General features: G+C 72.1%; 11 protein-coding genes. 3 read left to right on the top strand and 8 right to left on the bottom strand.

From position 1 onward, the window contains the following. Positions 1-36: 36 nt before the first annotated feature. Both ACFO6V_RS02205 and ACFO6V_RS02200 read right to left on the bottom strand, forming a co-directional pair. Positions 37-432, bottom strand: a complete 396-nt coding sequence (locus tag ACFO6V_RS02205) for a hypothetical protein (RefSeq protein WP_377131718.1) — start codon at positions 430-432, stop codon at positions 37-39. An 80-nt stretch (positions 433-512) separates the two neighbouring features. Further along, positions 513-1,670, bottom strand: coding sequence for a trans-sulfuration enzyme family protein (locus tag ACFO6V_RS02200; protein ID WP_377131715.1), 1,158 nt, complete (start codon positions 1,668-1,670; stop codon positions 513-515). A 59-nt stretch (positions 1,671-1,729) separates the two neighbouring features. Here ACFO6V_RS02200 and ACFO6V_RS02195 point away from each other — a divergent pair, with 59 nt between their 5' ends. Then, positions 1,730-2,200 carry an Lrp/AsnC family transcriptional regulator gene (locus tag ACFO6V_RS02195; protein ID WP_357508201.1) on the top strand — a complete coding sequence of 157 codons (471 nt, stop codon included), beginning with the start codon at positions 1,730-1,732 and terminating at the stop codon, positions 2,198-2,200. Positions 2,201-2,253: 53 nt separating this feature from the next. Here ACFO6V_RS02195 and ACFO6V_RS02190 read toward each other — a convergent pair whose 3' ends face one another. The 3 genes from ACFO6V_RS02190 to ACFO6V_RS02180 form a co-directional block, all read right to left on the bottom strand. Beyond that, a complete protein-coding gene (locus ACFO6V_RS02190) occupies positions 2,254-3,315 on the bottom strand; it encodes a serine protein kinase RIO (protein ID WP_377131713.1) in 1,062 nt (353 codons plus the stop codon). A gap of 292 nt (positions 3,316-3,607) precedes the next feature. Beyond that, positions 3,608-5,881: a serine/threonine protein kinase gene (locus ACFO6V_RS02185; RefSeq protein WP_377131711.1), complete on the bottom strand. Its 2,274-nt coding sequence runs from the start codon at positions 5,879-5,881 to the stop codon at positions 3,608-3,610. 101 nt (positions 5,882-5,982) lie between these two features. Continuing rightward, the gene (locus tag ACFO6V_RS02180) at positions 5,983-7,236 is read right to left on the bottom strand and encodes a hypothetical protein (protein WP_377131709.1); all 1,254 of its coding nucleotides are present in this window, start codon (positions 7,234-7,236) and stop codon (positions 5,983-5,985) included. 198 nt (positions 7,237-7,434) lie between these two features. Here ACFO6V_RS02180 and ACFO6V_RS02175 point away from each other — a divergent pair, with 198 nt between their 5' ends. Continuing rightward, positions 7,435-9,300, top strand: a complete 1,866-nt coding sequence (locus ACFO6V_RS02175; protein WP_377131707.1) for a hypothetical protein — start codon at positions 7,435-7,437, stop codon at positions 9,298-9,300. Between the two features lie 103 nt (positions 9,301-9,403). Here ACFO6V_RS02175 and ACFO6V_RS02170 read toward each other — a convergent pair whose 3' ends face one another. Both ACFO6V_RS02170 and ACFO6V_RS02165 read right to left on the bottom strand, forming a co-directional pair. Continuing rightward, positions 9,404-10,222, bottom strand: a complete 819-nt coding sequence (locus tag ACFO6V_RS02170; protein ID WP_377131705.1) for a metal-dependent hydrolase — start codon at positions 10,220-10,222, stop codon at positions 9,404-9,406. Positions 10,223-10,392: 170 nt separating this feature from the next. Then, on the bottom strand, positions 10,393-10,878 hold the full coding sequence (locus ACFO6V_RS02165; RefSeq protein ID WP_377131703.1) for a GNAT family N-acetyltransferase: 486 nt from the start codon (positions 10,876-10,878) through the stop codon (positions 10,393-10,395). A 160-nt stretch (positions 10,879-11,038) separates the two neighbouring features. On the opposite strand from ACFO6V_RS02165, the gene ACFO6V_RS02160 reads away from it, so the two are divergent. Next, on the top strand, positions 11,039-12,100 hold the full coding sequence (locus ACFO6V_RS02160) for an LLM class flavin-dependent oxidoreductase (RefSeq protein WP_377131701.1): 1,062 nt from the start codon (positions 11,039-11,041) through the stop codon (positions 12,098-12,100). 79 nt (positions 12,101-12,179) lie between these two features. Here ACFO6V_RS02160 and ACFO6V_RS02155 read toward each other — a convergent pair whose 3' ends face one another. Next, positions 12,180-12,650 (bottom strand): HNH endonuclease, encoded by a 471-nt coding sequence (locus ACFO6V_RS02155; RefSeq protein ID WP_357506283.1) that lies wholly within the window; start codon positions 12,648-12,650, stop codon positions 12,180-12,182. Between the last annotated feature and the right edge of the window lie 369 nt (positions 12,651-13,019).

Here is a 13,019-nt window from a genome sequence, read left to right as displayed (position 1 = left end):
GCACGCCTCAGCTGACTGCCGCGCACCCGGCGGGCGCTACTCCTCGACCGGCACGACCACGCACAGCTCGAACGTCTCGCGGCCGCGGCGAAGGAGGTACCGCACGCGCTCCGCCGTCTCCTCGGACGCGTTCTCGTCCTTGTAGCTCCAGCGCACGTCGACCCAGAGCAGGGCGTCGCCGACCTGCTCCACCGCGCGCACCTCCGGGACGGCGGCGACGAGCCCCTGCTCCCGGTAGGCGGCGAGCATGCCGCCGAGGGCGTCCCGCGCCGCCTCGGCATCGGGCACGACGAGGGAGCGTCCGGCCTCCACCACCACCGACGGGTAGGCGAGGCTCTCGGTCACGGTCTCCAGGTCGCCCGAGCCGAGCGCCACACCGTAGTCGACGAAGAACTTGACCAGGTCGTCCTGGTCATAGGGAGTGCTGCTCATCCCCTCACGTTAGGCCGACTCCCCGTTGAGTGCTGGGTATTTGCCCTCTCAGCGCCGCCAAGAGGGCAAATACCCAGCACTCAACGTGCCGCGTGGGTGAGGGCCGTTGTCAGGTCTTGCCAGAGGTCTTCTGCGTCCTCCAGGCCTACCGACAGGCGGACCAGGTCGGGGGAGATGCCCGCGTCCTTGCGGGCCACCTCGTCCATGATCCGGTGGGTCAGGGAGGCGGGGTGCTGGATCAGGCTGTCGACGCTGCCGAGGCTCACGGCCGGCGTGATCAGCCGGACGGCGGAGACCAGCGCCACCGGGTCCGCGGACGTCTCGAACGAGACCATCGCCCCGCCCACGCTCGGGTAGTGCACCCGCGTCACCCGGGGGTGCTGCGCCAGCCGGCGCGCGAGCTCCGCCGCGGTGGCCGACGCCGCGCGCACCCGCACCGGGAGGGTCGCCAGCCCGCGCAGGAGCTCGTAGCCCGCCATCGGGTGCAACATGGCGCCGGTCATGAACCGGACCTGCCGCAGCGACCGGGCGAACTCCTCGGAGCAGGCGATGACGCCGCCCATCACGTCGCCGTGCCCGCCCAGGTACTTGGTGGCGCTGTGCAGCACGAGGCTCGCGCCGAGCGTCAGCGGTCGCTGCAGCACCGGCGTGGCGAACGTGTTGTCCACCAGGAGCGGCGCGGTGCCGCAGGCGTCGGCCAGCGCGCGCAGGTCCACCTCGGTGAGGGTGGGGTTGGCCGGGCTCTCGACGACCACCAGCCCCGTCCTGTCGGTGATGGCCGACGCCGCCTCGTCCGGCGTCACCCACCGCACAGTGTTGCCGAGCAGGCCGGACTCGAGCAGGTGATCGGTGGTGCCGTACATAGGCCGGATGCCGACCACCTCGGGCTTGCCCGCGGCGACCTGTGCCAGCAGACAGGCCGACAGTGCCGCCATACCGCTCGCGAACGCGACGGCGGCCTCCGCACCCTCGAGCTCGGCGAGCGCGTTCTCGAAGCGGCGCACCGTCGGGTTGGCGACGCGGCCGTACACGGGCGGGCCGCCGTCGTCGTGTCCTGCGGCGAACTCGTCCAGGCGCTCGGCCTCGCCGACGACGTCGTACGACGGGTAGGTGGTGGACAGGTCGATCGGCGGGGCGTGCAGGCCCAGCGCGGCCAGGTCGTCCTTGCCGGCGTGGACGGCGCGCGTGTTCCAGGAGTGGGCGCTCCCTGCGAGCGGGGTCTCCGCGTGCGTGGTCATGGAGGACTATCGGCACTCGGGACCTCGCACACCGGTCAGGCATGCTAGAAATTCGGCCTATGGGCCAGAACGTGATCCTGGATTCGGTAGATCGTGCGCTGCTGGACGAGCTGCAGAAGGACGGTCGACTCTCGAACAAGACGCTCGCACAGCGGGTGGGCGTCGCGCCGTCGACGTGCCTGGCCCGCACGCAGCGGCTGCAGAACGCCGGGGTGATCCGCGGCTACCGCGCCGAGATCGACCCGGCCGCCGTCGGGCGCGGGCTGCAGGCCATGCTGATGGTGCGGCTCACGACCCATTCCCGGCCCCTGCTGGGGCCGTTCGTCGAGTGGATCCGGCGGCTCCCGCAGACCCGGGCCGTGCATCACGTCTCCGGGCCCGACGACTTCCTGATCCACGTCGCCTGCGCCGACACCGACGAGCTGCAACGCCTGGTCCTCGACCTCACGGCGCGCGGCGAGGTGGGCCGCGTCCAGACCGACCTGGTCTTCTCCTCCTGGACCTGCGGCCCGGTCACCCCGGCGGGCTGACGTGTCAGACGTACAGGTCACCGGAGTGACCTGTACGTCTGACACGTGCGGGGTCAGAGGGCCTGGGCGAGCAGGTCCGCGAAGAGGACGTCAGGGTCGACGTCCAGGCCCCGGGCCGTGAACCAGGCGCACACCGTGCGGCAGTCCCGCAGCAGCACGTCGCTCGCGAACGGGTTCGCCACCAGGTCCACGACCTGCGGCAGGTCGATGATGACCAGCCGCTCGCCGTCGGCCAGGATGTTGTACGGCGACAGGTCGCCGTGCGCGAAACCGAGCCTGGCCAGCACGGACATGCCGTGCGTCAGCTGCTCCCAGTAGGACTCGAGCAGGTCGTCCGACGGGCGTTCCCTGGTCAGCCGTGGTGCGGCGACCGCCTGGACGCCGCCGGCGTCGTCGGTCACCTCGGTGCCCACGAACTCCATGAGCACCTCGGTACCGTCGATCTGCACCGGATAGGGCACCGGCGCCCCAGCCGACCAGAGGCTGCGCAGGGCGACGAACTCGGCGTCGGCCCACTGGGTGGCCGAGACCGCGCGGCCCCACGCGGACTTCCGGTCCTCCATGGCGCGCTGGTCGCGGGTACGGCGCGTCCGGCGCCCCTCGGTGTACTCCGTGCCGCGATGGAACTGCCCGTGCTCCAGGCTGCGGTACCGCTTGGCCACCAGGAGGCACCGTTCGGCGCTCGTGGACGATCCGCCGTCGGAGGATCCGCCGTCCGACGGCGTGACCGCCCCGGGCGGGACGGCACGTTCGATCAGGAAGGCGTCCGCCTCCTTGCCGGTCTTGAGGATGCCGAGCTCGGTGTCGAACGCGGCGTCCCGGGTGACCAGCCAGTCGGGCAGGGGCTCGGGTCCGCGCTGTCCCTTGGCGACGGATCGCCAGGTGGACCAGCGCTGCCCGGGCCCGGGCTGGGTGGGATCTGCGTGCGCAAGTCCGGCATCGGACAGGTCCGCCCCGAGCGTGCTCGGGTGCGGGCCCTCCAGCTCCTCGCGACCGACCTGAGCGCGCCGGGCGGCGCGCAGCTCGTCAGCGGTCGGGCGGGTGCTGGGCTGGTTGTTGCTCCTGTTCGCGGCGTGGACCAGGAGGGACTTCGGTGCTTCGGGAAAACGGGACAAGTGGGTGCTCCTTGATGCTGGAGCACTACCGGATCAGTCCCGGGTGCTCCTGGTGACAGTGGCGTCTGCTGCCGCGAAGGCAGCCGCGCGAACGACGTCGTCCATGACTGCCTCCTTTACTGTCCGCACTCCCCGAGTGCCTGCTCCCGAACGCATCGAACGGGGGTCCTGTTACCTGTGTTGGCCGGTCATCAAGCCGCCTCGAAGTGCAGGCTCGGTGACCGTGCGCCGAGCATGTCACTACCCGGCGGCGGACCGCACCTTATTTATGCCGCAGCTTTTCGGGAGCTGCTCAGCTCCACGGCAGGGCGTCCTCTATCGACTGCCACACCGAGTCGCGCACGTCCTCGGTCGTGTCCTGGACCCCCTGCTCGAGGTCGTCCTGGATCTGCTCCCGCTGCTGCTCGAACGAGTCGCGCGCGTTCTGCGTGACCTGCTGGGCGTAGCCGACGACGCCCTGCACGGCGATCACGATCACCCACACCACGACGACGAGCCAGAACGGCCACGTACGACCGCCGCGGCGCGTCCGGACCGCCCGGAAGAGGTTCACGACGGCGGACGTCACGATGCCGAGCAGCGGGATCGACAACTCCGCCATGCGCGGGAGCCACACGGGGTCCAGGTTCAGCGCCGACACCGTGATGGCGCCGAGAGCCGTGAACAGCGGCAGACCGGCCGCACTGGGCATCACGTCGAAGCCGGGGACGAGTCGCACCAGCTGGTAGAGCGCGAGGGCGAGCAGCACGCGCGGGATCCAGCCGAGCAGCGCCGCCACGACGCCCAGGCCACCGCTGGAGTCGCGCTTCGCATCGCGGTCCCCGCGGTCCCGGGCATCCTGAGCGCCCCGGTCGTCGCGCCGCGGCGGAGGCCCGGCCGGCTGGGCCGGGGGCTGGGCGGGCGACTGCGGCGGGAGGTTCGGCTGGGTGCGGGCCGGGGCGGCGGGCCGCTGGGCGGGCGCCTGTGCCGGCGCGGGCGCCAGGCGGGTGTCGGACGCCGGAACCGGGCGGAACGCGGGCGCCACCTGCGTGGCCTGCTGGTTCGGCACCGGCACCGGCACCGGTACCGGCGCCGTCCGCTGGACAGGCCGGGTGGACTGCCGCCGGAGCGGGGGAGCCGCCGTCGGGCTGCCGGGGAGCGGCAGGCCGTGACGCTGCCGGTAGGCGATCCAGCCGTCGAACGTGTCCGGGTAACCCTCGGGCGTGAAGGCCGGGGCCCAGCGCATGGCGGCCCACAGGTAGTCCTTGATCTCGGCGGGTGCGCGCCCGCCGGCCCGCTGCGGCCCGACGGCGGACAGGTAGGTCGAGATGACCTCCTCCGCCGCGCCGTCGAACCCGTCTCCGTGCACCTGGTGCAGGCGGCCCATGAGCTGCTGGTCGTAGACCAGATTGGTAATGGGCTCGCCCTGCTGCACCGGGTTGCTCGCGAGCACGCTCGTCGGCGGGACGGCGGCCGAGGGGGCCCCGCTCCCCGTGAGCACCTCGGTGACGAGGCCCCGCTCGATGGTGGTGGCGCCCGCTGCGGCGAGCAGCGCGGGGTCGAGCGCCGCGCTGTCGTTGGCGAGCTGGGCCACGGTACCGATGAGGTTGTGCAGCGGCGGGCGGTCCTCCGGCTGGTGCCGCGTCATGGCCAGGACGAGCGGCAGCAGACGCCGGTCCACCGGTCCGACGTCGGCCGCCGTCAGGTCGCGGCCCACGAAGTTGAGGTCGTTGGGCAGCTGGCCCGTGGCGAGGAAGATCAGCAGCAGGCCCAGGCTGTACACGTCGGAGCGGGCGTGCGGCTTGCGCACGAACAGCTCGGGCGCCATGTACGAGATGGTGCCGGCAGCGTGCGTCGACGTGCTGGTGCCGTGACCCTTGGCGATGCCGAGGTCGATGAGCACGTACCGGTCGGGCGCGGCGATGATGTTGGCCGGCTTCACGTCCCGGTGCAGGAAGTGCTCCTCCTGGAGCACCGCGAGCGCGTCGAGGACGTCGGCGGCGACGCGCAGCACGTCCCGTGTCGGCATCGGCCCCTCGGCGGACACCCGCTGGGACAGGGTGGGGCCTGGCACGAGCTCCATGGCGAACCACGGCGTGGGCGACTGCAGGTCGGCGGTGACGAGCCGCGGGAAACCGCGCCCGGCCAGCCGCTCCAGCAGCGCGGCCTCGCCGACGAACCGGTCCAGCGCGCCGAACTCGGAGTTGGTGAGCACCTTGAGGGCAACCTCGCCGCCCTGCCCGACGGCGCGGTAGACGTGCGCGAACCCGCCGTGGCCGAGCGAGCCGACCAGCTGGAACGGGCCGAGGACCTCACCGGTGGCCGGGATCCGCTGACCGGGGGCGGGCGCGGCGCCCGGGTACCCCGCGGACCCGTTCGCCGGACCGGCGCCCGAGGGCTGCACGACCCGCGTCGCGGCGGTCGGCGGTGGCGTCGTCAGCGGCGGTGCGGTCACCGGCGGTGCGGCGGGCGACGTCAGTACCCGGGTCGGTGCCGGCGGCGGAGGGACGGCAGCGGTCTGGTCGCCACCCCGGGCCGGCTGGCCGGCGGGGCGTGCGGCCGTCGTGCGGGTGGTCTCGTCGGACAAGCAAGGACTCCTCAGCAGCGCACCGGCACAACCGGCTGGACCAGAGAAAATCTATCAGCGTCCCGCCACACCGCTCAGTAAAGAGCCCGAGCCGTGACCTCTCAGCCGTTCCCGCCGGGCACTGCGTTCTCGAGCTGGTCGGTCGCGTTCTGCTTGGCGTCGTCGACGCCCTGCTGGATCTGCTCCTCGACGGAGTTCTGGGCGTCCTCCTTGGCTTTCTCCACCGTCTCGTCGACGGAGTTCTGGACGTCCTGCTGGATGTTCTCGGTGGCCTCCTGCGCGTAGCCGACGATGCCGCCGACGGCGAAGACCACTATCCAGGCGACGACCGCGAGCCCGTAGGGCCAGATCGCGATCGACGTGCCCAGCGAGCGGATCGTGTTGAGCAGCCCGGCGAGCGCGATGGCGAGCGCCGGGATCGTCATGTTGGCGGCCTGGTCGGACCACTCCGGGTTGAGGTTGAGCAGGCCGAGCACGCCGTCGCCGATGCCGCGGAACAGCGGGAACTGCGAGACGTCCGGCATGACGTCGAACCCGGGGATCAGCCGGACGAGCTGGTAGACGCTCAGCGCGAGCAGGATCCGCGGGATCCAGGCCAGGGCGGCGCCTGCCGCGGAACCACCGGGGGAGTCGTCGCCCCGGTCCCGCTCGCGGCGCGGGACCGGCGGCGCCGGGGGCGTCTGCTGTGGTGCCTGCGGGCTGAAGGCCTGGTCGAAGGACTGCGGCTGGCCATAGCCCGGCTGCTGGCCCGCCTGGCCGTAGCCCGGCTGCTGGCCGTACGCCTGCGTCGGCTGGACCGGCTGCTGGCCGTAGCCCGCCTGGCCCTGTCCGTAGCCCGGCTCGCCCGGGAAGGTGGCTGCCTGCGGCGGCGTGGGCTGCACGGTCTCGTACGGGCGGTACGGCCGCGCGGGCGGCGGGGTAGCGGCCCGGTAGTCCCGGCCCTGGTCGGCGCCCTGTTGCGGCATGCCGGACGGCGGTATCACCTGGGTCCGGTCGCCGTACTGGTTGCCGTACCCAGAACCGGCCTGCGGAGGGCCCGACGGCGGGATGACCTGGGTCCGGTCGTCGTACCCGGCGTTGCCCTGCGGCGCTCCGGCCGGGGGCATCATCTGGGTCCGGTCGCCGTAGCCCGCTCCACCCTGGCCCGGCCAGGCCGCCTGTCCTGACTGCCCCGCGTGTCCCACCGGCCCGGTCTGTCCGCCGCGCCCCGCCTGCCCGTCCTGGACCGCGTCCACCCACTGCGTGGCGGCATACGATGACGGAGCACCAGGCTGCGTCACCGGGCGAGCGGGCGGCCGCTGGATCTGCGTGGGGTCGTCCGCCGGAGGAATACGGCGGGTGGGCTCGTCGGACACGCGAAGGCTCCTCGGTTGTGGTCCCGGTTTCGACACCTGCACTGCGGCACCCGATTGCACAGTGGCACCTGATTGCGCGAGAACTTACCAGGTGGGGTGATTGCCCCGTTGGGGTGGCCATGCGGACAAACATGTCCGACCCTTGCTTCGGGGGCGATCCACGCACTGCCGCCTGCCCAGGAACTTCGGAGGAAACGTATGAGCTCTGACACCGTGCCCCGCTGGCCCCGGATCGACGCGATAGTCCGGGAAGACGGTTCCGGTGAGGTGACGATCGACGGGACCTTCCACCCCATCACCACGGGCAGTCTGGAAGAGGCACGCGTGGAGGTGCTCCGCAAGGTGACGGAGAACGCCGCGAAGGTCGGTCGGCCCGTGCGGGCGTCGGCGACGGGGCCCGAGGGGCTGTGGAACCTGATCGTGCACCCGGACGGGACCGTGGTGCCGGAGGAGGACGAACCCACGCCGTCGGCTCCGACGCCGCAGGCGCCACCGGCCACCGCCCCGGCCGGTGAGGCACCCGGCGGGATGCCGGCTACGGCGCCCGGGGCGATGCCCGGCCCGACGACGGAGCCCGGGCCGGTGTTCGAGGACGCACCGGTGTTCGAGGACGCGCAGACAGTGGATCTGCCGCCGCGAGGCGAGCCGGCTGACGCGACCGGTGGCGCGGACCAGGACTCGTTCGGCACAACGGTCGAGGCCGACCCGGAGGACACGGTGCGCCGTCTCCCGCGGACCCCCGAGGCCTCAGACGCCGGGGGGCTCGGCCCCGCGGAACCTGGGCCCGCAGCGCCCGGCTCCACGTCGGCCTACGCGCCGAGCGGGGCGAACCTTGAGGCGGGCAGCGAGCTCCCGGTCGAGGACTGGGCGCGGGAGAACACGACGGACGACACCCGCGGCGCGGTCGCCAGCCCGCCGAGCACCGTTCAGGGCAGCATGCCGAACACCTTGCCGGGCAGCGTGCCTAGCGCGATGCCGGGCAGCGTGCCGAACACCGCGCCGGGCAGCCTGCCGGGCCGGCCGGCGAGCCCCCCGTCCGGGCCGGTCCACGCGGTGCCGGGCGCGAGGAGCAGCGGCGGTGGGCTGTCCGCGCCGCCGTCGGACCCCATGCCGGTGACCGACGGGGACACACCGCGTTCGCGGCGTGAGGCCCGCGAGTCGTTCCTCACCCACCAGCAGGACGAGGAGCCCGCGACGCGCGGGTTCCGCGGGATGCTGACCCGGATCGGGATCCGGGTCGGGCCGAGCGAGGCCGAGCGGGCGGAGCGGGCCGACGAGCGCGCCGTCAGCCAGCACTGGCCGGGGCCGCGCACGATCTCGATGGTGAACGGCAAGGGCGGGGCGGGCAAGACGCCGTCGACCGTGCTGCTCGCCGCGGTCTTCGCGCAGTTCGGCGGCGCGGGCGTCGTCACGTGGGACAACAACCAGACGCGCGGGACGCTCGGCTGGCGCACGGAGCAGGGCCCGCACGAGTCCACGCTGCTGGACCTGCTGCCGCAGACGGACCGCCTGCTCGGCCCGTCGGCGCAGGCCGCGGACCTCGCGCGGTACGTGCACCACCAGACGCGCGACCGGTTCGACGTGCTGCGGTCCAAGCCGATAGCGATGGCCAACGAGCAGCGCATCGAGCCGCAGGACGTGGACGCCATCCACTCCGTGCTCTCCAAGTACTACCGGATGATCCTCATCGACTCCGGCAACGACGAGTCCGACCCCATGTGGCAGCGGATGATCGACCTGACCGACCAGCTGGTGGTCGCCACGACCACGCGTGACGACCACGCGGAGGCCGGGGCGCTGCTGCTGGAGGCGCTGTCGATGCGCGACGGCCGGTCGGCGTACCTGGCGCAGCAGGCGGTCGTCGTCGTGAGCCAGGCCGACCAGAAGGAGCCCGCGAGCGAGCTGGAGAAGGTCGCCGACGGGTACCGGTCGCTGGCCCGTGCGGTGGTCACCATCCCGTTCGACCCGGCGATGGTCGACGGCCACCTGCGCTACGGCGCGCTGCGCCCGGAGACCCGGCGGGCCTGGCTGGCGGCCGCCGCGGCGGTAGCGGGCGGTCTCTGACCCACCTGAACCAGGACCGCGAAGTAGAGCGCCTGTCCGAGTCTCCCCGAAGACACCACGGGAGACTCGGACAGGCGCTCTACTTCGCGGTCCTGGTTCGCGGTCAGGCCGGGAAGAGGGCCACGAGGTCGTACCAGACCGCCATGGTGTTGAAGCCCATCTGGTCCAGCAGCGCCCAGACGATGCCGACGATCGCGTACAGCGACATCGGGATGAGCAGGATCCACTCCCGCACCGACCCGGCGCTGCCGAGGATCGGGATCGAGAGGTTGCCGCCGGTCCGCCACATCCAGTCGAGCTCGATGCCGCGCTTGTTGCGCATCCAGTACGGGGACCGGAACTTCAGCGGCCACAGCAGCGGCACCCCGGCGGTCGTGATCAGGTCGCCGAGGATGTGCACGATGCACCCGAGCGCCACGCTGAACGGCATCCAGTACCACTCCTCGGGCGCGAAGATCGCGATGAGGACCGCCAGCGTCACGGACATCGTCCACGGGAAGATCTTCGTGTCGCGCGTGATCTTCAGCGCCTTCAGGGCGAACGCGACGAGCAGCACGCACATGATGCCCGGGCCGATCAGGATCGCCCCGAACTCCGCGGTGCCCGTGTCGATGCTCAGGAAGCTCAGCGCCCAGGCGATCGCCGTGAACACGGCGACGCCGAGGATCGAGTGCGTGCCCTTGCGGTGCCCGCCCGACACCGCCTCGATGCCCTTGACCACCACGTTCGACACGGGCTTCAGCGAGTTCGCGATGGTGCCGGAGTGATGGTCGGCGTCGGGCAGCAGCGCCGCGCCCGCGCAGACGAGGGCTCCGGTGAACACGCTCGCGTCCGACACGGGGTACCAGCCGAAGGCGATCGGCGTCGAGGCGGTGACAGCGATCCAGGCCGCGGCTCCCGACGCGGCGTGGTGGCCTCCCATCATGGTGGTGTGCGCTCCAGTTCCCGGGTCTCCCCGGATCGACAGATGATGTTGGCAGACGGCCCGCCGGCACCCGGCCGGGCAGGCCGAAGTCCCCGGTGGCAGGGCCGAGCCAGGGCATTGAAGCAGGTGAGAGCGGTGGAGCGGGGGAGGGCGCGCCGATCCGGCGGTCAGGCGCCCGTCACGTACGCGTAGTGGTGGAAGTGCTGGTCGCGGACGAAGCCCTCGGACTCGTACAGGCCCTGTGCCGCGACGTTGTCCCACGCGGTGGCCAGGGAGACCCGGATAGCGCCGGCCTCCTTGGCGCGGCGGCACGTCTCCCGCACCAGAGCCCGCGCCGCGCCCGTCCCGCGGGCCTCCGGAGCGACGAACAGGTCGTTGAGGACCCAGGAACGGCTCAGGCTCACGGACGACCAGGTGGGATAGCTCTGGGTGAAGCCGACCACCTCCTCGGCGGCCGAGCCGTCGGGCTCCGTGCCCTCCGGCCTCAGCACGGCGATCAGGAGCACGCAGTCGCCCGCGTCGCGGCGGGCGGTCAGATAGGCGCGCGCTTCGGCGTCGGGCACCTCCTGGTCGTAGAACCTGAGGTACTGACGGAATAGGTCGACCACGGCATCGACGTCGTCGTCGGTCGCGGGGCGCACATCAACAGACACCTCGCGATCATGTCAGGCCCAAGGGGGTGGGCGCCATGACCTTCGGCGATACCGCGACTATCGCGCGGGTGATAGATACGCGCGGCGCGCGAGCCCGCACGGGCGAACAGGGTGCCCCGGCTCCGGAACACGCCGGACCCCCTGACGGTTGACAGAGGCGATGAATACCCAGCCACGCTTGTCCGTCCTTGACCTCGTGCCCGTCCGTTCGGGCCAGACCAGCGCCCAGGCCCTGTCGGCCTCGCTCGAGCTGGTGGCGCTCGCCGACCGCCTCGGCTTCGAGCGCTACTGGTTCGCGGAGCACCACAACATGGCCGCCGTCGCGGCGTCGTCGCCTCCGGTCATGATCGCCGCCGCTGCCGCGCGCACCTCCCGCATCAGGGTCGGGTCGGGCGGCGTGATGCTGCCGAACCACGCCCCGCTCGTGGTCGCCGAGCAGTTCGCGGCACTGGAGGCCATCGCGCCCGGGCGGATCGACCTCGGCATCGGCCGCGCCCCCGGCAGCGACCCCGTGGTCACGTCCCTGCTGCGTGCCACCGGTCCGACGGCGGACGTGGACCGGTTCCCGCAGCACGTCACCGACATCCTGAGCCTCATGGGGCCCGACGGCGCCCGCCTGCGCCTGGTCTCCGGCGACATCTACGACGTGCGGGCCACGCCCGCCGCCGGGAGCGTCCCGACCGTGTGGCTGCTGGGCTCCAGCGACTACTCCGCGCGGCTGGCGGCCGAGCTCGGCCTGCCCTACGTGTTCGCCAACCACTTCTCCGGCCAGGGCATGGACCAGATCCTGGCCCTGTACCGGGACGGCTACCGGCCGTCCGAGGAGCATCCGGAGCCGCGCACGTTCATCACGTCCAACGCGGTGGTCGCACCGACGTCCGACGAGGCGCACGACCGCGCACTGCCGCAGCTGCGGCAGATGGCCAAGCTGCGGTCCGGCCAGAAGCTCGGCCCGCTCGAGACCGTCGAGGACGCGGTGCGCGCCATGGCCGACGAACCGGCGGGCGGTCTGCTCGCCCAGTCCATCGAGGCGATGCGGGAGCGCTGGCTGATCGGCGACGCCGAGCACGTGGCCGCCGAGGTGCGTGGCCTGGCCGAGCGGCACGGCGTCGAGGAGGTCATGCTCGTCCCGGTCGCCGGCTCGCGGGCCGACGAGCCCCTGGACGCGACGCCCGGCCGCGCGCAGACCCTCGAGCTCCTGGCCGCCGCGCTGGCCTCCTGAGGCGCGAGAAGAGGGCCAGGTGATCGGCACTTCGCAGTTGCCGATCACCTGACCCTTTGCCTACCTCACCGTGCCCGGGCTATGCCGCTCGGGCTGCCCGGTGCCGGATGGCGCGCGCGTACTCCGCCCGCGGGACGTGTGGCGTCACGTAGAGGACCATCCCGGCCTCGGCCGGCGTGCGGTCGGCCTTGAGCGAGTTGCACTCGTAGCAGGCCGCGACGAGGTTCATCCACGTCGAGGGGCCTCCGCGCGACCGCGGCAGGATGTGGTCCACCGTCTCGGCGGGACCGCCGCAGTAGGCGCAGATACCGTCGCGCCGCTTGACACCCAGCTTGGTGCACGCGGGCGCCCCGTCCGACTTGTAGAGCCACCGCATCGTGACGTACCGGACCAGCCGCAGCACGCGCGGTAAGGGGAACGGCCCGAAGGAGCGGCCGTCGACCGCCTCCTCCACTACCGCGACCTCGCGCACGAGCATGTGGATGGCGTGCCGGACCGATACCCGGTGCAGCGGCTCGTAGCCGGCATTGAGGACTAGGACGTCGGCCACGGGCCTGCTCCTTCCGGTGAGCTTGTCGTTCTCGTTCTTCTCGTGATCGTCGGGTCGTTCTGTTGTCTCGCGCCGTCCGGTACAACTACCCCCGGGACGACAAGAGCCGCCCGGGAAAAGGCATCCCGAGGCGGCTCACGTTCGCTGGTCCGGCAGAACCGGATCAGCGGCGTATGGCGCCTCGTATGGCCTCACGGCCGTCTCGCAGGTGCGTAGCAGTGGTCGGGTAGGACGAAGCGGTGGTCGCACTGACCTTGCACAGGCTTGAGGCCTGGAGCGCGACGCTGATGCGGACCATCGTGGGTTTCGTCCTTCCGTCTCGTTCTGATCTGACCGTATGAATATGGCTCGTGTTGATGCTTGTCCTGA

It is taken from the genome of Promicromonospora alba (assembly GCF_042654905.1).
GTDB lineage: Bacteria > Actinomycetota > Actinomycetes > Actinomycetales > Cellulomonadaceae > Promicromonospora > Promicromonospora alba.
This window is presented reverse-complemented; position numbering and strand designations above follow the sequence as displayed.

Coding starts and splice junctions, on each gene's coding strand:
- ACFO6V_RS02205 (WP_377131718.1), bottom strand. CDS start 432: ATGAGCAGCACTCCCTATGACCAGGACGACCTGGTCAAGTTCTTCGTC.
- ACFO6V_RS02170 (WP_377131705.1), bottom strand. CDS start 10,222: ATGGGAGGCCACCACGCCGCGTCGGGAGCCGCGGCCTGGATCGCTGTC.
- ACFO6V_RS02200 (WP_377131715.1), bottom strand. CDS start 1,670: ATGACCACGCACGCGGAGACCCCGCTCGCAGGGAGCGCCCACTCCTGG.
- ACFO6V_RS02175 (WP_377131707.1), top strand. CDS start 7,435: ATGAGCTCTGACACCGTGCCCCGCTGGCCCCGGATCGACGCGATAGTC.
- ACFO6V_RS02195 (WP_357508201.1), top strand. CDS start 1,730: ATGGGCCAGAACGTGATCCTGGATTCGGTAGATCGTGCGCTGCTGGAC.
- ACFO6V_RS02160 (WP_377131701.1), top strand. CDS start 11,039: ATGAATACCCAGCCACGCTTGTCCGTCCTTGACCTCGTGCCCGTCCGT.